Source organism: Mesorhizobium sp. M0077, assembly GCF_040322955.1.
In the GTDB taxonomy this organism is placed as follows: domain Bacteria; phylum Pseudomonadota; class Alphaproteobacteria; order Rhizobiales; family Rhizobiaceae; genus Mesorhizobium.
In genome coordinates this window covers 130,742-150,211 of record NZ_JAMYUL010000002.1, presented here as the reverse complement: position 1 = coordinate 150,211, position 19,470 = coordinate 130,742, and the positions used below count along the sequence as shown (strand labels likewise).

The window sequence follows — 19,470 nt, the reverse complement described above, 5'->3', positions numbered from 1 at the left end:
CGACAGCACTCCTTGCATGCACCGGGAGCGGGAGGCAAGGGCGGGAAGCCTGCCAGGATGGGTAGGGTGCCGCGGCAGCGATTCCCCGGTGGAACAACAGTCTGCGCTTGCCTGTCGGACGGCCGGTATCTATATCTGACAAATGCCTGATTATTCGTCCCGGCCGTCGCCGCTGCCACATATCCCGATGGATGCGCTCAGCGAAGTTCTGCAAGACTTTCGCTTGAGTGGCGTCAACTATGGCCGCTGCGAACTCCGGCACCCATGGAGCATAGACTTTCCGCAACAACAACTGCTTCGTTTTCACTTTGTCGGCCAGGGTCCATGCTGGATTCACACCGAAGCGCAAGGCTGGCAGGAGTTGCGCGATGGCGATCTGGTGCTGCTGCCGCAAGGCATCGCCCATCGGCTGGCGAGTGCGCCGGACGTGGTGGGCGATTCGCTCGAGGGCTGCCAGGTGATCAAGTTGGGCGGCAACGTTTGCGAAGTGATACGGCAGGGAACGGGCGCGACAAGCACCCTTTTCTGCGGCTCCATGTCTCTCGGCTCCTATGCGCTCAATCCGTTGATCACGTTGATGCCGCCTCTCATCAAGGGTTGCGACGTGGCCGGCAATGACCCGATGGTCGGCCCTTTGCTGGCGGCCATGACGGTGGAGGCCGCGCAACCGCAGATGGGCAGCGCCACCATCCTGTCGCGTATGGCGGATTTGCTGACAGCCAGGCTCATACGCTGCTGGGTCAATTGCAACGGCGCCTCGACCATCGGTTGGCTTGCAGCCATCCGCGACCCCCATATAGGGCGCGCTCTGGCGGCCATGCATCGCGATCCCGGCCACAACTGGACGCTGGGAAGCCTGGCCGGCGTGGCAGGCCAATCGCGTTCGATTTTCGCCGAGCGCTTCAGCGCGGTATTGGGTGAGGGCGCCGCACATTATCTCGCCCGCCTGCGCATGCAGCTTGCCCGCGAATTGCTGGGCCAAAACGGCTTGTCTGTTGCCGAAGTCGCTACCCGTTTGGGCTATGATTCCGAGGCGTCCTTCGCCCGCGCGTTCAAGCGCATCACCAATGTCTCGCCAGGCGTTGTGCGCCGCACAATTCCCGGACGAATGGATATGAATTTCGGATTTTAAGGTACATAACATCCGGGCGGACTCGCCTATCTAAGATCTCCAAACTGTGGAGATCTTCCCGTGACTGACACAACATTACAGCTTGAAGACGCCGCCATTGGCCTTGATGCCGATGCACCAGCCGCGTGGAGCGCGGCCACCTGGTTCGCGGTCCTTTCATTGGCGGCCACCAGCTTTGCCCTGGTGTCTGCCGAATTCTTGCCGGCAGGTCTGTTGACGCCGATGGCGCGCGATCTCGGCATCAGCGAGGGAACGGCCGGACAGGTCGTCACCGCCACCGCTTCCGTTGGCGCCGTGACGGCCATGTTGAGCAATGTTCTCATAGGTCGATTGAACCGCAAGGCGGTGCTGGTTGGCCTCATGGCCCTGGCGGTCGGTTCCAATATTCTTGCGGCGCTGGCGCCCAATTTCTGGCTGCTGTTGCTGGGCCGGGCCGGGTTGGGGATCGCTCTCAGCGCTTTCTGGGCACTTTCCGTTGCCGTCGTGGCGCGGCTGGTCGGCGCCAATGCGACAGGTCGCGGCATGGCGATCGTGACCCTCGGCGTCTCGCTCGCCACCATTGCCGCGCCGTCGATGGGTGCGTTGATCAGTGACTGGCTGGGATGGCGCAGCGCCATGGCCATGACGGCGGGGCTGGCCGCGCTTGCCATGCTGCTGCAGCTTCTCAGCCTGCCGACCTTGCCTGCGGCGGCAAGCAACAGCCTTGCAGACGTCTTTCGGCTGACACGGCGGCGTGGCATCCAACTCGGTATGCTTGCCATTGTTCTGCTGATGACCGGGCATTTTGCCGGCTCGGTCTATGTGCGCCCGTTCCTCGAACAGGTGACGCTCCTCACAACCGGGCCGATTGCCCTGGCGCTGCTCGGGTTCGGCATCGCCGCTGTGATCGGCAATATTGCCGGTGGCCGCCTGGCCGACACCAACATCCACATGGCCCTCGCAGTAACCGCCGCGTTGATGGCGTTTGCGGCACTCGCTTTGGTGCTTTGGGGCGCGCAAACCGGCGTTGCCTTCGGCTTTGTTACGCTGTGGGGCTTCGCCTTCGGCATGGCGCCGGTGGTGCTGCCGACCAATATGTCCCGCGCGGCACCTGATGCGCTGGAAGCAGCAGGCAGCCTGATGGTCACTTCCTTCCAGGTTGCCATCACCGTCGGTGCGGTTGTCGGCGGTTATGTCGTGGACACCTATGGCGCTACGGGGCCTTTGACCCTTACCGCCGTCCTTGCCGCGGCGACGGCCGCACTGGCGCTGCTGCAGCCTCGTGGCTGAAACCTTGCTTCGTCTGACACGGGCGGCCTCAATCAGGCCGTCCGCGCCGTTGCAGCAGCGCTGCACAGGTTTATGCGCCGCACACGTTGCGTTTTGCCGCAATCGGCGGCTATGGGACGCCAGGCTTCGGCCGTTGGAAGGCAGCGACGATCAAGTTCTGCCTTCGTGAGGAGAATGACTGACATGAAGAAGTTTTTGCTCGTCGGCGTGGGTGTCGCCATGCTTGCCGCATCGGCCTGTTCGAAGGCGCCTGAATGCACGCAGGAGATTGCCGCCAAGAAGGCGCAGGAGATGACCGCCGCGCTGCAGGAGGCGATCACCAAGGATCCGTCCAAGGCCGCCGACCTGACCGCCAAGGTGCAGGCTGTGACGACCAAATATCAGGGCGCCACCACGCCGGCCGACGCCTGCAAGGCCTATGACGAGCTGACGGCCGCCATCAAGGGCTGATTCTTCGTTCGGAAATTGAGAAAGGCGGTGGCTCGAGTAGCCGCCGCCTTTTTTGCTGGTGTTCTTAAAGCGCATCGCGCTGACACGAAGGACGGCCGGCACGCACAGGACCCTGACACGTTGGCCTTGCTGTGGCTTGGGCCGTCGGAGACGCTGACATCGTCGGTTGCGCGCCACATGTCCGATCGCGGCAGAAAGGTGCCGCACCGAGCGGCCCGTGCTTGAGGAGCGCCAACCCGGCCGCAAGGTGGCCTGTCATTTCCCGACATCGAGCTGAGCGGAACAGCTCAGCTATCGCGCAGTGCAACCCCGTTCCGCGCTTTTTGGGGGAACCGCTTGAGAGTCAGTTTTTGGCGATGGAGCCAACTTCGACGGCATCGACGCGCTTGAGGCTCATACCGATGACCGGCACCAGCTGCTGGTCGACGCGCACCGCGATGGTCACCGTCATCGAATTGTCGTCGGGAATGCGGGCCTGCATGACGCCGCGCAATTGGTTGCGGTTGATGGTGAAGACGACTTTGCGGGCATCGACCACATTGCCGCCGATGATGTCCAGGCCCGACCCCGCGGCGCCGCCCATGAAATTGCCCTTGTAGTCGCGGCCCTTGCGCTCGACGGTCGCCGACATTTTCTGGGTGAAGACACCGACGCGGCAGTCGCCATCGAGCGTCATGCCGGTCTTGTTGTCCGGCGTCGAGCCGTCGAAGCTGCAGGTGAACTTCGTGCCCTTGTATTTGCCGGCGATGATTTCGCCCGGGCCGACCCATTTGCCTTCGACGGTGCGGAAGAACTGCTTGTCGGGCTCGGCTGCAAAGGCTTTCCCGGTCGGGCCCAGAGGTGCTGCAAGCGCGACCAGGGGCAGGACGCAGGACAAGATTACGCTTTTCATAGACGACACCCGGCAACAAGGAGGCTGTTGTTGGACGACCATGAACAAGATTGGTTAATGCTTGGTGACCGCGAGAGGGCGTTCACTTGCTTGAGGCGGGTGCTTCATTCTCTTTTCTGGCCGCAAACGAGGTCAGCGCCGACAGGAAATCGCCCATACCCGGCCGCCTGCCGGCAATGAAGGGCAGGGGCCGCGCCGTCTCCATGGCAGCAATGCCGATACGCGCCGTCATCATGCCGTTGACCACGCCTTCGCCGAGTTTCGCCGAAAGCCGTGCGGCAAGGCCATGCCCGACGATCTGCTGGACAAAGCTGTCGCCGACGGCGATCGAGCCGGTCACCGCCAGATGGGCAAGAACGCTGCGCGCCAGCCGGAAAAAGCCCAGCGTGCCCGGCCTGCCGCCGTAGAGTTCGGACAAGCGGCGGATCAGGCGCCCGGCCTCGAACACGACATAGGCAACGTCTACGAGTGCGCGGGGGCTGACGGCGGTGACCAGCGACACGCGTTTGGCTGCTTCGAGGATCATCACCTTGGCTCTCGCATCGAGCGGCGCGAGAATCTCGGCCTCGGCCAGTCGCACCAGATTGCCGCCGTCGATGATCTCGCCGCGCAATTCGGCCAGGGAGCGCCTGCCGGCCGCGGTTTCGGGTTTCGCAGCGACAAAGGCCGAAAGCTCTTCGACGACGGCCCTTGCAGCCTTCGGATCGTCGCGCGCCACGGCATCGAGCGCCCGCTTTTGCAGTTTTTCGACCTCGGCCAGCCGGGCAATAGCCAGGAATTCCCGCACCAGCACGACTGCGAGGGCCAACACGGCAATTGCGGCCATTCCCGCTGCCAGCCACCCCAGCCACTCTGCGCGCTCGAACAGGTCGCGGATGAGTTGGTCGGTCCACAGGCCGACGGCGAGCGAAACCAGCACGCCGACCGCGCCGAAAAACAGGCTGGCAAACAGCGAGCGCCTGCGCGGCGCGGTCGCCAGCGGCGGTTCGGCGGCGACAATGTCGGGTTCGTCGAAGACATCGATCTCGGCCGGCACGACGACGGCGCGCGACTTGCGTGCCGGCGGCTCGGCATGGGGGCGGCGCGTTTCCTGCTTCGGTTCGGCCTCCGGCTCGATGCGGAAAGCTGCCGGTCTGCGGGGCGCGGTCATGCCAGATGGTCTCCGATCAGGAACTGCAAGGCGCGGTCGAGCCTGATATGCGGCAGCGACAGCGTGACGCCTTCAGCGGTGCGTTCGAGCTTTGGCGGGCGAAAGCGCACGAAACGGATCGCCGGATCGTCGCTGCTCTGCCGGTGGTCGGCTTCGGAAACGTCGAAAACCGCGTCAATTTTCTCCGGCAAGTCCCCGGGAAATATGGCGGTTTCGGCTTTGCCATCAAAGGTTTCGCCGTTGATCTTCTCGCCCTTCAGCGGCGTGCCGATGATCACCGGCAGGGTTTCGCGGCCTTGCTTGACCGTGCCTTCGCGCGTCGCGCGCACCGCCGCCATGGCGACCACGTCGACATCGGCGCCGGTGAAATTTGCCCGCGCCACGGCGCGGTCGGCAAGCCGCCGCACGATTGCCTGCAGCCGGTCATGGCTTTCGTGATGCAAATGGTCGGCCTTGGTCGCGGCAACCAGGATGCGGTCGATGCGGCGTGAAAACAGGTCGGTGAGGAAATTGCCTCGGCCAGGACGGAAACAGGAGAGGATTTCGGTCACCGCGCGTTCCAGGTCGGCCATCGCGCCGGGGCCGGCGTTCAGCGCCTGCATGGCGTCGATCACCACGATCTGGCGGTCGAGGCGGGTGATGTGTTCGCGGAAGAACGGTTTCACCACATGCGTCTTGTAGGCCTCGTAGCGGCGCTCCATCATCGCTTGCAGCGAGCCGGAGCGCGGCCGTTTCTCACCCTTGAGCAGCAAGGGCGCGAAGGTCAGCGCCGGCGATCCCTCGAGGTCGCCAGGCATCAGGAAACGGCCGGGCGGCAAGGTCGAAAGCGCCCGCTCGTCGAGCTTGCAGGCCTTGAGGTAGGCGGCAAAACTCTCGGCGAGGCGCCGCGCCGTCATCTCGTCGGCGTCGGCATTGGGGTCGATCCTCGCCGACAGCGCCCGCCAGTCCTGCGACAGGTCGGCCCGCACCGGCAGCATAGCCATCTCAAAAGCTTCATGCGAAAAATCGGCGAAGGATTTGCCGAGCAGCGGCAGGTCGAGCAGCCATTCGCCGGGGTAGTCGACGATGTCGACCGACAATCGGCCGCTGGAAAACATCCGGTTCCAACCGGAGGCAGACTCATATTCGATGGTGAGCCTGAGTTCCGAAATGGCGCGCGTCGAGTCCGGCCAGGTGCGGTCGTTGACCAGGGCGGAGATATGGTCCTCGTACTGAAAACGCGGCACGGCATCGTCCGGCTGTTCCTCGAGGAAGGCGCGCGCGATCCGGCCCGACTTCTGCGCCTCGAAGAGCGGCAGGCGCCCGCCATGGATGAGATTGTGGACGAGAGCCGAGATGAACACCGTCTTGCCGGCCCGGGACAGGCCGGTGACGCCCAGCCGAAGCGACGGCGAAAAAAGCCCGCTCGCACGCCCCGACAGCGTATCCAGGGCAATTCTCGCTTCGTCGGTGAAAGTGGTCAGCGATGATGCCAAAATCTGTTCTCTCAGGCGTGCTCTTGCGCCGATATAGGCTTTGCGGTTCAAGTTTGAAATGGCGCCCGGCCTCGGCCGGCTCGGCTCAGAGATCGACGGGCGTCAGGAAGGCTTCGAGGTAGCCGGCGCCTTGCGAGGCTTCCGCAAGGTTGCCGCTGAAGCGCACGACCGCAAGGCCGGATGTCGGGAAACCATGGTTCATGATGGCCCGAGCAGCCTCGTCGCCGTCGCCCGAGACCGCCATGGCAAGGTCTTCCGTCATCGGATTGTGGCCGATGACCAGCAGCGAGCCGGGGCCGCCGTTGCTGCGGATGATGGCGAGGTAGCCGGCGGCATCCTCGCTGTAGAGCGTGTCGAAGAACAGCACCCGGCCGGTATCGGTGTGGCCGGCGATGCCTTCCAGCGTCTGGCGCGCCCGCTTGGCGTTGGAGCAGAGCGTGATATCGGGGATGTAGTTGCGGGCACGCATCGCAGTCCCCATCATTTCGGCATCGGCAATGCCGGATGCGTCGAGCGGGCGATCGAAGTCGCGCACGCCGGGAAGGGCCCAGCCAGCCTTCGCATGCCTCAACAGATACAGTCTGCTCACCGGACCCCCAATGGTGTGCTGCCCACCAATGACACAACTGGATTAGCCACGAGAAAGGCCTGAGGCACAATGGGCGGCGACGCCCAAGCGCAGCGAATCATGTGCGAATTCGCCCGCGCCCTTGCTATGGAAGGCTTTGCTGAGGATCGCCCGCGCGGCATTAACAATTGCGTGAAACGCGCGCGGATTACGCTTGTGCAGCCTTCTCTGCGCGAATATATAGGCGCCAAATTTGGGGTTGTTGGGTGAGTCGAATGAACGATATCGTTACAGCCAATTACGTACCCTCTGAAGACGAGCCGTTCATGAACGAACGGCAGAAATCCTACTTTCGCCTGAAGCTCGTCACCTGGAAGACCGACATACTGCGCGAAGCGCGCGAAACCCTCGAAATCCTGCAGCAGGAAAACGCCAACCATCCCGATCTCGCCGATCGCGCTTCCTCGGAAACCGACCGCGCCATCGAGCTTCGGGCCCGCGACCGCCAGCGCAAGCTCATTTCAAAGATCGATTCGGCGCTGCAGCGCATCGATGAAGGCACATACGGCTATTGCGAGGAAACCGGCGAGCCGATCGCGCTGAAGCGGCTGGATGCGCGTCCGATCGCGACCTTGTCGATCGAAGCGCAGGAGCGCCACGAACGCCGCGAGAAGGTCTATCGCGACGATTGAGCCGCTGCCGTCAGGCAGGACTGTTTCATCAGAAATGGCCGGGTTTCCCGGCCATTTCTGTTTTTGGCCGAAGGGTTTAGTCCGCCCCCAAGTTAAAGCGCGTCGCGCTGAAACGGACGACACGCTTAAGCGGCGTTCGATCGGGAATCGGCAAGATGTGACGGTTCGCCGGGCTTTATCGTTTCTGGCTGGCGAGTTCGCCGAGCAGCTTGGTCATCTCGTCGTCGAGAGACTGCGGTGCCTTCGCAGCCGGCCTGCTTGCCGGTTTGGGGTGCGAATCGTCGAGCGAGACCTCGAGCTCCCGCATCAGGGTATCGTCGATGGACTCATGCTTCGGTGGCGGGGCCTGCCGGGCAGTATTGGCGGCGGAGCCATAGGCCGGCAGCGGTGTCACATTGCTCGCCTGGTAGATTTGAGCCGGTTTCGGCGCCGGCGCGGCCTGGCGCGGCGGAACGGCGGCCGGAGCAGCCCTTACCGGTTGCGGCGGCGGCGCCTGCCTTGCGGGCGTGGCCGGAGCGGGTTGTGCTGCGCGCGGACGCGGCGCCTGTTGCTGCTGGCCAACACCGCCATCGCCGGTCAATGCCGGACGGCGTGGCGCTGCAAGCCTGATATCGCGCTCGACGACAACGTCGGTTGGGCCGCCGATCAAAAGCAGGTGTTCGATGTCGTCGCGACGGATGAGCACCAGCCGGCGGTGGCTGTCGACTGCCGTGGCGTCCATGACCGCCAGCCGTGTCTTGCGGTTCCTGCCCCCGGCAACGAAGGTGCCGAAGGTCAGGTTGCGGATCAGCCTGATGATGATGAGCACGATGACCAGCAGGACAAGGGCAGCAAACGTCCACAGCAGCGCTGCGGCATATCCGGGACCCGCCACATTATCCAGCCACTGCATCGGTGCCCCCAATCGGCTTTTGAAGTGGAGGGACACTAGACCGTTGCGGCCAGCCACCGCAAGTTGCCTTCACGCTTCGTGAACAGCTTGAAAACACCGACGCGTCATTTTTATCCGACATTTGCCGCCAAGGCCTTTTCCGGATTAGGAGAATGTGATTCAACCGGCCGGGGGCGGTGTCGGACAACTCACGAGCAGGGGGCATATGGCCAGGGAAACGCGCGGCGATTTCTATCCGGTACCGATCGTCGATCAGAACACGCGGCCAGGCGCGGTTACCCGGCTCATCGTGTTCATCATCGTCCTGACTGGGGCCGCGATCGTTTTCGGCATTTTCCGCGAGCGTCTTGGCGATCCGTTCCTGCTCGGCATGCTGGGCGTGCTTGCCATGATCGGCGTCGGCTTCCTGTTCGCCACGGCCATCGGCTTCGTGCAGATCGCGCCGCGTTCGACCGGGGACGAACTGTCGAAGGCCTTCGTCGATTCGATGTCGCAGGGCCTGATCGTCACCGACACCAAGGGCCGCGTCGTCTACGCCAACCGGGCCTACGCCGAGATGACCGGTGCTGCGTCGGCCGCCGATCTGAAGACGGTCGAAAGCCTGCTTTCCGATGTCCCCGAAGCTTCGGTGACCATATACCGGCTGGCCTCGGGCTTGCGCGATGGCCAGGCCGGCGACGGTGAGTTCCGGTTAGCACAGTCGATCCGGCCGGGCGCCGAGCCCGGCGCGCGCTGGTACCGGGCGCGGGCCCGGACCTTCAGCGTTCCCGGTCAGCGCCTGCCGATGCTTGCCTGGCAGCTTGCCGATATCTCGCAGGAACGGGCCGAGCAGGAGCGTTTCTTCCTCGACTTGCAGAAGGCCATCGACCATCTCGACCATGCGCCGGCCGGTTTCTTCTCAGCCGACCAGGAAGGCCGTGTCACCTACATCAACGCCACGCTCGCCGAATGGCTGGGCATCGATCTGGCGAGCTTCACCCCTGGCGCCGTGACACTCCCGGAAATCGTCGCCGGCGACGGCATGGCGCTGGTGCGCTCGGTCAAGGCCGATCCCGGCACCACCCGCAACGCCGTCATCGATCTCGATCTTACGACGACGACCGGCGAGGCGCTGCCGGTGCGCTTCATGCATCGGGTCTCGGCCAGCCGCGAGGGGACCAACGGTCCCACCCGCACCATCGTGCTCAACCGCACCCAGGGCGAGGACGCATCGGCCGACCTTCGTGCTTCGGAAGTGCGCTTCACCCGTTTCTTCAATTCGACGCCGATGGCCATTGCCGCCGTCGACAATGGCGGCCGCATCCTGCGCACCAACGCGCCGTTCCTGTCGCTGTTTTCCTCCGTCGTCGACGGCGACGCGGTCGACCGCCGCGTGCGGCTGGACACCGTGATCCACGAGCGCGACCGGCCGGCCTTTGCCGCCGCGTTCGAAAAGGCGCGGCTGAGGCAGGCCGACATCGAGCCGATCGACACGCTGCTGCCCGGCAATGAGGAGCGTCACATCCGCTTCTACGTCAACGCCGTCGCCGACGGCACCGGCGAGGGCGCCGAGGAATCGGCCATCGTCTATGCCGTCGAGACCACCGAGCAGAAGGCGCTCGAGGGCCAGATGGCGCAGAGCCAGAAGATGCAGGCGGTCGGACAGCTCGCCGGCGGCATCGCCCACGACTTCAACAATGTGCTGACCGCCATCATCATGGCGTCGGATCTTTTGCTGACCAATCACCGGCCGTCGGACCCGTCCTTCCCCGACATCATGAACATCAAGCAGAATGCCAACCGGGCGGCCTCGCTGGTGCGGCAGTTGCTCGCCTTCTCGCGCAAGCAGACATTGCGGCCGGAAGTGCTGAACCTGACCGACGTGCTTGCCGATCTCCGGATGCTGCTTGCCCGCCTGGTTGGCAACGAGATCAAGCTGAAGGTCGACCACGGCCGCGATTTGTGGCCGGTCAAGGTCGATATCGGCCAGTTCGAGCAGGTGGTGGTCAACCTGGCCGTCAACGCGCGCGACGCCATGCCGGCCGGCGGCGACCTCACCGTGCGCACCCGCAACGTCACCGCCGAACAATGCAAGAGCTTCTCCTACCGCGAGCTCACGCCTGCCGACTATGTCGTGGTCGAGGTCGAGGATAGCGGCTCGGGCATTGCGCCGGACGTGCTGAAGAAGATTTTTGAGCCGTTCTTCACCACTAAGGAAGTCGGCAAAGGCACCGGCCTTGGGCTGTCGATGGTCTATGGCATCATCAAGCAGACCGGCGGTTTCATCTTCTGCGATTCCGAAGTCGGCAAGGGCTCGACCTTCCGCATCTTCTTGCCGCGCCATATCGTGGAGGCGAAGAAGCCCGGCGACGTCAGCGAGGCGCCGGCTGCGCCGGTGAAAGCCGCCGACAGCGCCAAGGACCTGTCGGGCTCGGCCACTGTGCTCCTCGTCGAGGACGAAGACGCCGTGCGCATGGGCGGCTCGCGGGCGCTGACCTCGCGCGGCTATACCGTCCATGAGGCCTCCTCGGGCGTCGAGGCGCTGGAAGTCTTCGAAGCGCTCGGCGGCAAGGTCGATATCGTCGTGTCCGACGTGGTGATGCCGGAAATGGACGGACCGACGCTGCTCGGCGAACTGCGCAAGCGCCAGCCCGACATTAAGTTCGTCTTCGTGTCCGGCTATGCCGAAGACGCTTTCGCCAGAAACCTGCCGCCGGACGCGCAATTCGGCTTCCTGCCGAAGCCGTTCTCCCTCAAGCAACTGGCCACCGTGGTTAAGGATGTATTGGAGTCCTAGGGCGCCCTAATTCAAAGCTTGCGCAATGACGTGACACTGCCATGATTGCAGGCGAAACGGGCGGCGGGTTTTGGGGAGCATGTCGTGACGCCGCACAACGAGGCTGCCAGGGGCGACTATGCCGCAACGGTGCTGTTGCCGGGCGATCCGCAACGCGCCGAGTGGATGGCAAAGACATTTCTTGAGGCGCCGCGCTGCGTCAACCGCCGCCGGGGCGCACTCGGCTTCACTGGTCTCTATCGCGGCCGTCTCATCAGCATCCAGGCCACCGGCATCGGTGTCCCGTCCTTCCTGGTCTATGCGCATGAACTCCTGGATGTTCACGGCGTAAAAACGCTGATCCGCACAGGCACCTGCGGCGGCCTGACACCCCGCGTGCCGCTGCGCTCCTTGGTGATCTCGCAGTCGGTGCGCGCCGAAAGCGACCAAAGCGGCCAGGTCTTCGGCCTCTACGATGCTGCCGCCGGGCCCGATCCCGGCCTGTTCGCCCACGCTTTGGCCTGCGCCGCCCAGCTCGGCATCGACCACCAGGCCGGGCTGACCATCTGCAGCGATGTCTTCTACCACCCTGAAGGGCGCGACCGCTTTGCCGAAGCGCAGGCGCTTGGCGCTCTCGCTGTCGATATGGAAACCAGCGCACTCTACCGAATCGCGGCGCATTTCGGCGCCCGCGCGCTGTCGCTGCTGACCGTCGTCGACAACATCGTGACCGGCGAACAGACTGCCTATTCCGAACGTCAGGCGCTGTTCACCGATATGGCGCGGCTCGGGCTCGACGTTGCGGCGGAAGGCTAGCTTCCTCAGGCCGCTTCGCGCTTCGGCGTCAGCTCATCCATGTCTGGCCGGTGACCGCGCAGATAGAGCGCGCAGGTGGTACGCAGCATCGACGCGAAGTTGGGAATGGCGCCGTTGATCTCGATCGCTTCGTCATAGAGTTTTGAGATGAACTTCGGCGTCGTCAGGCCCTGGCTGTCGGCAATTTCGTCAAGCAGCGCCCAGAACGTTCCTTCAAGCTGGATACTCGTAGAGTGACCGTCGATGCGGATCGACCGGTTGATCTGTCGATAGCCTTCCGGATCCTGCCCGGCAAAAACCCTGCACATCCTTACCTCCCGATATTGTTGGTTTTGGGCGCAGCGTGTCGCGCTTTCAAGTTGTGGTTGTCCCTGCATGTTCGGCCTTGTGGGCCGAATCGGCAATCGGACTTTCGTCTTTAGGCGCAGGCATAGCAGCGATTGCAAATTTAGCCGTGGTAACCGGCTGCCACCACCTTTCGCGCGTGCCGCCCATAATCGCCTCCAACATGCAGCGGCGGAGACTGATTTGGCGAAGGCAATCCATTCCATGATCCGGGTTCTCCAAGAGGCCAGATCCGTCGATTTCTACAGAAACGCTTTCGGGCTCGACGTCGCCGACAGGCTGGATTTCGAGACATTCACGCTGATTTACCTTGCCAACGCCGAAACGGGGTTCGAGCTCGAACTCACCGTGAACAAGGGCCGCACCGAGCCTTATGGGCTTGGCGACGGTTACGGCCATCTGGCGGTCTCGGTGTCCGATCTCGACAGCGAACACGACCGGATCGGCGCGCTCGGCCTCAACCCCAAGAAGATCGTCGAATTCAACCGCGACGGATCGCTGATCGCCCGCTTTTTCTTCATTGAGGACCCCGACGGCTACAAGATCGAGGTTCTGCAGCGTGGAGGGCGCTTCCAGTAGGGGATTATCGGCCGCATTCAGCCCGCGCGACGCCAGCAACGGCGCTGTTCAAGGGCGCAAACAGCAAGCAGGGAGGAACAAAATGGTCACGATCTATGACGCGAGGCTCTCACGTCGTGAACTTCTCAAACGCGGCGGCATCGGCGCGTTGCTGGTCATTTCCGGCAGCGCCGTCATCAGCCCTGAAAATGCCTGGGGGCTCGAGACATCAGCGCTCAAGCCCGAAACCATGGCGACGCTGATCCAGATGGCGCGCGACATCTATCCGCACGATCAGGTGCCCGACAAATACTACGCCATCGCCGTAAAAAGCCATGACGAGCAGGCCGGCAAGGACGCTGCCTACAAGACGATGATCGAAGACGGCATCGCCGACCTCGACAAGAAGTCGGGCGAGGGCGGCTATCGCGGCCTCGGCTGGGAGGAGCAGCGCGTCGCCGTGCTGCAGCAGATCGAGGCGACGCCGTTCTTCCAGTCCATCCGCGGCGGCCTCGTCGTCAGCCTCTACAACCAGCAGGAGGTGTGGCCGATCTTCGGCTACGAGGGCGAATCCTACTCCAAGGGCGGCTACATCGCGCGCGGTTTCGACGACATAGAGTGGCTCTGAGCCCTCCGTCGTTTTGAAACCCCGCAAACAGGAATTCATGGGAGGAAACCATGGCAGCTTCATTTGATCTCAACAACGACGGCGTGGTCGTGATCATCGGCTCCGGCGCCGGCGGCGGCACGCTCGGCAACGAACTCGCCCAGAAAGGCGTCGATGTCGTCATCCTCGAGGCCGGCGCGCGCCACGAATACGAGGATTTCATCAATGACGAGTGGGGTTCCTTCAGCCAGCTCGCCTGGACGGACAAGCGCACAACCTCAGGCGACTGGCGGGTGTCGAAGGATTTCCCCAATTTGCCGGCCTGGATCGTCAAATCGGTCGGCGGCTCGACCACGCACTGGGCAGGCGCCTCGCTGCGCTTCCAGGAGCATGAGTTCAGGACGCTCTCGACCTACGGCAAGCTGGAAGGCGCCAACCTGCTGGACTGGCCAGTCACATTGGCCGAGATGGAGCCGTACTACGCCAAGGCGGAAGCCAAGATGGGCGTCACCGGCACCAATGGCTGGCCGCGGCTGCCCGGCAACAACAATTTCAAGGTGCTCAAGGCCGGCGCCGACAAGCTCGGCTATAAGGAATGTCATACCGGCAACATGGCAATCAATTCGGTCGAGCGCGACGACCGCAACTCCTGCCAACAGACCGGCTTCTGCTTCCAGGGCTGCAAATGGGGCGCCAAATGGTCGACGCTCTACACGGAGATTCCCAAGGGTGAGGCGACCGGCCATCTCGAGGTCCGGCCAAACGCCATGGCGATCAAGATCAACCATGACGCTACCGGAAAAGTGACCGGCGTCGTCTATGCCGACAAGGACGGCAATCTGCAGGAGCAGAAGGCCCGCATTGTCGCCGTCGCCGGCAACTCGATCGAAAGCCCGCGCCTGCTGCTGAACTCCGAGTCAGCGAAGTTTCCGCAAGGGCTTGCCAATTCGTCGGGGCAGGTCGGCAAGAACTACATGCGCCACACCACCGGTTCGGTCTACGCCATTTTCGACCAACCGGTGCATATGTATCGCGGCACCACCATGGCCGGCATTATCCGCGACGAGGCGCGGCACGATCCCTCACGCGGCTTTGTCGGCGGCTATGAATTCGAGACGCTGTCGCTCGGCTTGCCCTTCATGGCCGCCTTCCTCAATCCCGGCGGCTGGGGCCGTTCATTCACCACCGCGCTCGACCACTATGATCACATGGCTGGCCTGTGGATCGTCGGCGAGGACATGCCGCGCGCGGAAAACCGCGTCACGCTGCACAAGGACGAGAAGGACGCGCACGGCATGCCGATCGCCGACGTGCATTTCGATGATCATCCCAACGACACGGCGATGCGCAATCATGCCTACAAGCAGGCCACAGCGCTTTACGATGCGGTCGGCGCGACGCGCTCCTTCCCGACGCCGCCCTATCCCTCAACCCACAATCTCGGCACAAACCGGATGAGCGAAAAGGCGGAAGACGGCGTCGTCAACAAGCACGGCCAGGCGCACGACATCAAGAACCTGTTCGTGTCGGACGGCAGCCAGTTCACGACCGGTGCGGCTGAAAATCCGACGCTGACGATCGTGTCGCTGGCTATCCGCCAGGCCGAATACATCGCTTCGCAAATGTCGGCCAAGACGATCTGAGCCGTCCTCCCGGATCGCTACGCGGAACGCGCATGGCGCGTTCCGCCTTTTTCCCTGGGACTCACTATGCGCCGACCGGCTGTCCGTCCCTGCGGCGGATGGCGACGACGGAAGGTCGCGGCAACTGGCCGTCTTTGAAATCGGGCCATAGCGTCTGCACCTTGTCGAGCGTCTCGGCATCTTCCGCAGGGTGCTGCACCGACAGGAACAAAGTCGTGCCGTCCGGCGTGAAGCACGGGCCGGTCGCTTCGGCGCCGTGCGGGCAGGTGAACAGCAGCTTCGGCAGGCCGCGCGCCGCACCTTCGGTGTCGACGCCGTAGACGCCGTCCGGCAGGTCGAAAGCATTGGCGCCGTCCGTCGCCACCCACAGCCGCCCCGCCGGGTCGAAGGTGATGTTGTCGGGGCAGACGAACCAGCCATTGTCCGACGTATCCGGATGAAAAGTGGCGCCGACCTTGGCATCTTTCGGGTTGCCGCAGAGCACGAACAGGTCCCAGGCATAGTTTTCGGCCGTGTGGTCGGCGTCCGCGCCGCGGCCGCCAGGCGGGATCAACTCGACAATATGGCCCCAGAGATTTTCCGGCCGCGTGTTGGCCGGATTGACCTTTGACTGGTCGCGCTTCTTGTTCTTGGTCATCACCGCATAGACGCGGCCGGTCACCGGATTGGTCTCGATGTCCTCGGGCCGGTCCATCGGCGTGGCGCCGAGCGCATCTGCCGCAAACCGCGTCTTCAACAGCACCTCGGCCTGGTCGGCAAAACCGTTCTCGGCGGTAAGCTTGCCCTGGCCGTGCACCAGCGGCAGCCACGTCATCGAGCCATCGGCATCGAACCGGGCGACCGACAGCACGCCATCGTCGAGCAGATCGGCGCCGGAGGCCGCATTGGCCTTGTCATAGGCCTTGGCTGAGACGAAGCGGTACATATATTCGAAATAGTCGTCATCACCCATATAGACCACGACGTGGCCGTCCTTGTTGAGGACCACGGTCGAGGCCTCATGCGACATGCGGCCAAGTGCCGTGCGCTTCACCGGCTTGGACTGAGGATCGTAAGGGTCGATCTCGACCACCCAGTCGAAGCGGTTGGCCTCGTTCGGTTCCTTGTCGAGGTTGAAGCGGTCATGGAAGCGGCCGCGGCCATAGATATCGGAGCCGTTGAAGCCGTAACGGTCCAGAAGCTCGGCGGCCGGCGCCTTTTTCGGGTCGCCGCCGAAAATGTCGGACACGCCTTCCTCGCAGGTCAGCACCGTACCCCAGGGGGTGAAACCGCCGCTGCAGTTGTAGCTGGTGCCGAGCACTTTCGTGCCAGTCGCGTCGGCCGAGGTCTTCATCAGCGCATGGCCGGCAACCGGTCCGGAAACGGTCATTTCGGTGTTGGCGGTGATGCGGCGGTTCAGCGGGCTGTCCGCCACGCTTGCCCACTTGCCGTCCTTCAATTGCACCTCGACGATCGAATGGCCCATCGCGGCCATGCCGAGATCGACCTGTTCCCTGGTCATCGTCTTGCCGGCATCGCCCTCGGTCATCCCCGGAAACATCACATTGGGCGAGATGTATTCGTTGTTGACGCAGAGCAGGCCATGATCGGAATTCACCGTGCCCTTGGGCAGCGGCATGAAGGCGATGTAGTCGCAATTGTAGCCGAAGCGCTTTTCCTGTTCCTCCGCCGCGACCTTGTTGCCGTCGAATTCGGCGAGGCCGGCTGTAAGCGGGTCGCCCCAGCGCGCGACGATGGTCGTCTCATAGCCTTCGGCGGCGGCATGGGTCTTGCCGTAGACCCGTTTCAGCTCGGGAAAGCCGAGCGTCGACTGCGCTGTGGCGGCATGCGTTTCGCCGGCAAACAAGGAGCCGACAAAGCTGCCGCCGGCAATCAGCGCGCCGGAGGCGAGGCTGCCTTTCAAAAGAGACCGGCGCGAGACGCGCTCGGCGATGATTTCGCGGATGACGGGGGAGGATGAAGACGGTGCATTGGCCATGGTGTCTGCCTCTCAGGGTGGATGTTACGGCGCACCGTTGCCCTAGTCTGCTTAGGCAACATTCACATGACATAAGAGGAAGGTTTTGCCGCAACTGGGCGCGGCACTACGCATCGCTCAGCCCTTGGTGCAGGTCGAGGCGGTGAAGGCGCCGTCGGGCTGCTTCAGAATGATGTCGAATGACGGGGCGGTCTCGCCGTCCAGTGTTGCCTGTGTCATGGAGACGGAGTTGCCACCGGTGGTATAGCCGCCCAGCGGCCCGAGCCAGGTGATCTCGCCATTGGCGTTCATCTGATAGTTGTAGCCTTGCAGCGCCGTTCCGAACGTCACCGGGCCGGTATAGACATTGCCCTTGATGGTGATGTCGCCGAGGTTGAGGAAGGCGCCGAGCAAATAGACCTCGCAATGATAGGTGCCGTCAGGAAGTTTGCCCTCGCTGAAATCGGCGCGCGCGGCGCCGCTCGTTGCCATCAGCAGCAGGATGCCGGAAATGCGTGAGATGCGAGATGTCATGACGTCTCTCTTTTGAAGGGCGAGCTTGCCCTATTTTTGCGCGGTGCCGCAACATTGTTCGCCCGGAACCCACGGCCGGAGATCAAAAACTAGGCATTTGTCTCAATTGGGCAAAAATTAGGCAAAAGCCGTGTGCGCTGCGCAAATTTGGCTCAATCAATTTTCACTGGCTGCCATTGTTTTGCTCCAGGCTAATATACCAACCGGCTGATAACGCTCGGCTATTCCATTCTTGCGAGCGGCGCCTTTGCGTTTGGCACGGCAGTTGCATTGCATTATCGCGGTGCAATCAAACAGCTGGGAGTCTTCGGTATGAGGGGTAATTTCTCCACAATAACAAAAATGTTTTCGGCCGGCGTGGTCGCCGCCGGCCTGTCGATGTCGTCTCCGGCCAAGGCCGCCGAAGACACGATCAAGGTCGGCATTCTGCATTCGCTATCGGGGACCATGGCGATTTCGGAGACGACGCTGAAAGACGCCATGCTGATGCTCATCGAAGAGCAGAACGCCAAGGGCGGCCTGCTCGGCAAGAAGCTTGAGGCGGTCGTCGTCGATCCGGCATCCAATTGGCCGCTCTTCGCCGAGAAGGCGCGCGAGCTGATCTCCAAGGACAAGGTCGCCGCCGTGTTCGGCTGCTGGACCTCGGTGTCGCGCAAGTCGGTGCTGCCGGTGTTCTCGGAACTGGACAACATCCTGTTCTACCCCGTCCAGTATGAGGGCGAGGAAAGCGAGCGCAACGTGTTCTACACCGGCGCCGCCCCAAACCAGCAGGCGATTCCTGCCGTCGATTATCTCATGAGCGAGGACGGTGGCTCGGTGAAGCGCTGGGTGCTGGAAGGCACCGACTACGTCTATCCCCGCACCACCAACAAAATCCTCGAGGCCTATCTGAAGGCCAAGGGCGTCGCCGCCGAAGACATCATGGTCAACTACACGCCGTTCGGCTTCTCCGACTGGCAGACCGAAGTCTCCGCAATCAAGAAATTCGGCTCGGCCGGCAAGAAGACCGCCGTCGTCTCGACCGTCAATGGCGACGCCAACGTTCCGTTCTACAAGGAACTCGGCAACCAGGGCGTCAAGGCTGAGGACATCCCGGTCATGGCCTTCTCGGTCGGCGAAGAAGAACTGGCCGGTCTCGATACCGCGCCGCTGGTCGGCCATCTCGCTGCCTGGAACTATTTCGAGAGCGTCGACACACCCGAAAACAAGAAGTTCATCGCCGACTGGCACAAGTTCATCAAGAACGACAAGCGCACCACCAACGACCCGATGGAAGCCCACTATATCGGCTTCAACATGTGGGTGAAGGCGGTCGAGAAGGCCGGCACCACCGATCCGGACAAGGTCATCGACGCCATGGTCGGCGTGTCCGTGCCGAACCTGACCGGCGGCTATTCGACCATGATGCCGAACCATCACATCACCAAGCCGGTGCTGATCGGCGAGATCCAGGCCGACGGCCAGTTCGAGACCGTGTCGCAGACGCCCGGCCTCGTGATGGGCGACGAATGGTCCGACTATCTGCCCGATTCCAAGGACCTGATCTCGGATTGGCGCGCGCCTCTGTCCTGCGGCAACTTCAACGTTGCCACCGGCAAATGCGGCGGCAAGGGCACGAACTGATCCCTCCCGGGACTGACCGATCGTGGACGTGTCCACGATCGGTACCGCCAAGCGTCCGGGCGCTTCAGCCCGCCCGGACGCGGAATTTCCCCACAGAAGAGTATCTGAACGG

The 19,470-nt window shown here is 63.1% G+C and carries 19 protein-coding genes; 11 read left to right on the top strand and 8 right to left on the bottom strand.

What is annotated here, in order from left to right; all coding sequences use genetic code 11:
- Positions 1-142 precede the first annotated feature (142 nt).
- From NKJ57_RS04925 to NKJ57_RS04915, 3 genes are all read left to right on the top strand, one after another.
- Positions 143-1,132: an AraC family transcriptional regulator gene (locus NKJ57_RS04925; protein ID WP_023706171.1), complete on the top strand. Its 990-nt coding sequence runs from the start codon at positions 143-145 to the stop codon at positions 1,130-1,132.
- A gap of 60 nt (positions 1,133-1,192) precedes the next feature.
- Entirely contained in the window at positions 1,193-2,401 is a 1,209-nt protein-coding gene (locus NKJ57_RS04920) for an MFS transporter (RefSeq protein ID WP_023688655.1), read from the top strand.
- A 183-nt stretch (positions 2,402-2,584) separates the two neighbouring features.
- The gene (locus tag NKJ57_RS04915; RefSeq protein WP_023688654.1) at positions 2,585-2,851 is read left to right on the top strand and encodes a hypothetical protein; all 267 of its coding nucleotides are present in this window, start codon (positions 2,585-2,587) and stop codon (positions 2,849-2,851) included.
- 343 nt (positions 2,852-3,194) lie between these two features.
- Here NKJ57_RS04915 and NKJ57_RS04910 read toward each other — a convergent pair whose 3' ends face one another.
- The 4 genes from NKJ57_RS04910 to NKJ57_RS04895 form a co-directional block, all read right to left on the bottom strand.
- The gene (locus tag NKJ57_RS04910; RefSeq protein ID WP_023673495.1) at positions 3,195-3,743 is read right to left on the bottom strand and encodes a hypothetical protein; all 549 of its coding nucleotides are present in this window, start codon (positions 3,741-3,743) and stop codon (positions 3,195-3,197) included.
- Between the two features lie 82 nt (positions 3,744-3,825).
- Complete coding sequence (locus NKJ57_RS04905; protein WP_352512636.1) at positions 3,826-4,893, bottom strand: YcjF family protein; 1,068 nt, start codon at positions 4,891-4,893, stop codon at positions 3,826-3,828.
- Complete coding sequence (locus tag NKJ57_RS04900; RefSeq protein WP_352512634.1) at positions 4,890-6,368, bottom strand: YcjX family GTP-binding protein; 1,479 nt, start codon at positions 6,366-6,368, stop codon at positions 4,890-4,892. The genes NKJ57_RS04905 and NKJ57_RS04900 overlap by 4 nt, the downstream gene beginning before the upstream one ends.
- 85 nt (positions 6,369-6,453) lie before the next feature.
- The gene (locus tag NKJ57_RS04895; RefSeq protein WP_023688651.1) at positions 6,454-6,957 is read right to left on the bottom strand and encodes a SixA phosphatase family protein; all 504 of its coding nucleotides are present in this window, start codon (positions 6,955-6,957) and stop codon (positions 6,454-6,456) included.
- A gap of 69 nt (positions 6,958-7,026) precedes the next feature.
- Between NKJ57_RS04895 and NKJ57_RS04890 the strand changes: the two genes are divergently transcribed.
- Together NKJ57_RS04890 and dksA are read left to right on the top strand one after the other, a co-directional pair.
- The gene (locus tag NKJ57_RS04890; RefSeq protein WP_023696495.1) at positions 7,027-7,206 is read left to right on the top strand and encodes a hypothetical protein; all 180 of its coding nucleotides are present in this window, start codon (positions 7,027-7,029) and stop codon (positions 7,204-7,206) included.
- A gap of 5 nt (positions 7,207-7,211) precedes the next feature.
- On the top strand, positions 7,212-7,628 hold the full coding sequence (gene dksA / locus NKJ57_RS04885; RefSeq protein ID WP_023673491.1) for an RNA polymerase-binding protein DksA: 417 nt from the start codon (positions 7,212-7,214) through the stop codon (positions 7,626-7,628).
- Between the two features lie 175 nt (positions 7,629-7,803).
- Here dksA and NKJ57_RS04880 read toward each other — a convergent pair whose 3' ends face one another.
- Positions 7,804-8,520 (bottom strand): hypothetical protein, encoded by a 717-nt coding sequence (locus NKJ57_RS04880; RefSeq protein ID WP_352512632.1) that lies wholly within the window; start codon positions 8,518-8,520, stop codon positions 7,804-7,806.
- A gap of 205 nt (positions 8,521-8,725) precedes the next feature.
- Here NKJ57_RS04880 and cckA point away from each other — a divergent pair, with 205 nt between their 5' ends.
- Both cckA and NKJ57_RS04870 read left to right on the top strand, forming a co-directional pair.
- The gene (cckA, locus tag NKJ57_RS04875) at positions 8,726-11,296 is read left to right on the top strand and encodes a cell cycle histidine kinase CckA (RefSeq protein ID WP_352512630.1); all 2,571 of its coding nucleotides are present in this window, start codon (positions 8,726-8,728) and stop codon (positions 11,294-11,296) included.
- A gap of 84 nt (positions 11,297-11,380) precedes the next feature.
- A complete protein-coding gene (locus NKJ57_RS04870; protein WP_352512628.1) occupies positions 11,381-12,091 on the top strand; it encodes a purine-nucleoside phosphorylase in 711 nt (236 codons plus the stop codon).
- A 5-nt stretch (positions 12,092-12,096) separates the two neighbouring features.
- On the opposite strand, the gene NKJ57_RS04865 is transcribed toward NKJ57_RS04870, so the two are convergent.
- Positions 12,097-12,399 carry a ribbon-helix-helix domain-containing protein gene (locus NKJ57_RS04865; RefSeq protein WP_023670924.1) on the bottom strand — a complete coding sequence of 101 codons (303 nt, stop codon included), beginning with the start codon at positions 12,397-12,399 and terminating at the stop codon, positions 12,097-12,099.
- A gap of 220 nt (positions 12,400-12,619) precedes the next feature.
- Here NKJ57_RS04865 and NKJ57_RS04860 point away from each other — a divergent pair, with 220 nt between their 5' ends.
- The 3 genes from NKJ57_RS04860 (at position 12,620) to NKJ57_RS04850 (ending at position 15,244) form a co-directional block, all read left to right on the top strand.
- Positions 12,620-13,015 (top strand): VOC family protein, encoded by a 396-nt coding sequence (locus NKJ57_RS04860; RefSeq protein WP_023684616.1) that lies wholly within the window; start codon positions 12,620-12,622, stop codon positions 13,013-13,015.
- An 82-nt stretch (positions 13,016-13,097) separates the two neighbouring features.
- Positions 13,098-13,622: a gluconate 2-dehydrogenase subunit 3 family protein gene (locus NKJ57_RS04855; protein ID WP_352512627.1), complete on the top strand. Its 525-nt coding sequence runs from the start codon at positions 13,098-13,100 to the stop codon at positions 13,620-13,622.
- Positions 13,623-13,672: 50 nt separating this feature from the next.
- On the top strand, positions 13,673-15,244 hold the full coding sequence (locus NKJ57_RS04850; protein ID WP_352512625.1) for a GMC family oxidoreductase: 1,572 nt from the start codon (positions 13,673-13,675) through the stop codon (positions 15,242-15,244).
- Positions 15,245-15,308: 64 nt separating this feature from the next.
- Here the strand turns inward: NKJ57_RS04850 and NKJ57_RS04845 are convergent, their stop codons facing one another.
- The gene (locus NKJ57_RS04845) at positions 15,309-17,222 is read right to left on the bottom strand and encodes a PhoX family protein (RefSeq protein ID WP_352512624.1); all 1,914 of its coding nucleotides are present in this window, start codon (positions 17,220-17,222) and stop codon (positions 15,309-15,311) included.
- Between the two features lie 117 nt (positions 17,223-17,339).
- Complete coding sequence (locus tag NKJ57_RS04840; RefSeq protein WP_352512622.1) at positions 17,340-17,735, bottom strand: hypothetical protein; 396 nt, start codon at positions 17,733-17,735, stop codon at positions 17,340-17,342.
- A gap of 312 nt (positions 17,736-18,047) precedes the next feature.
- Here NKJ57_RS04840 and urtA point away from each other — a divergent pair, with 312 nt between their 5' ends.
- Positions 18,048-19,358: an urea ABC transporter substrate-binding protein gene (gene urtA, locus NKJ57_RS04835; RefSeq protein WP_023832056.1), complete on the top strand. Its 1,311-nt coding sequence runs from the start codon at positions 18,048-18,050 to the stop codon at positions 19,356-19,358.
- The last annotated feature ends 112 nt before the right edge of the window (positions 19,359-19,470 follow it).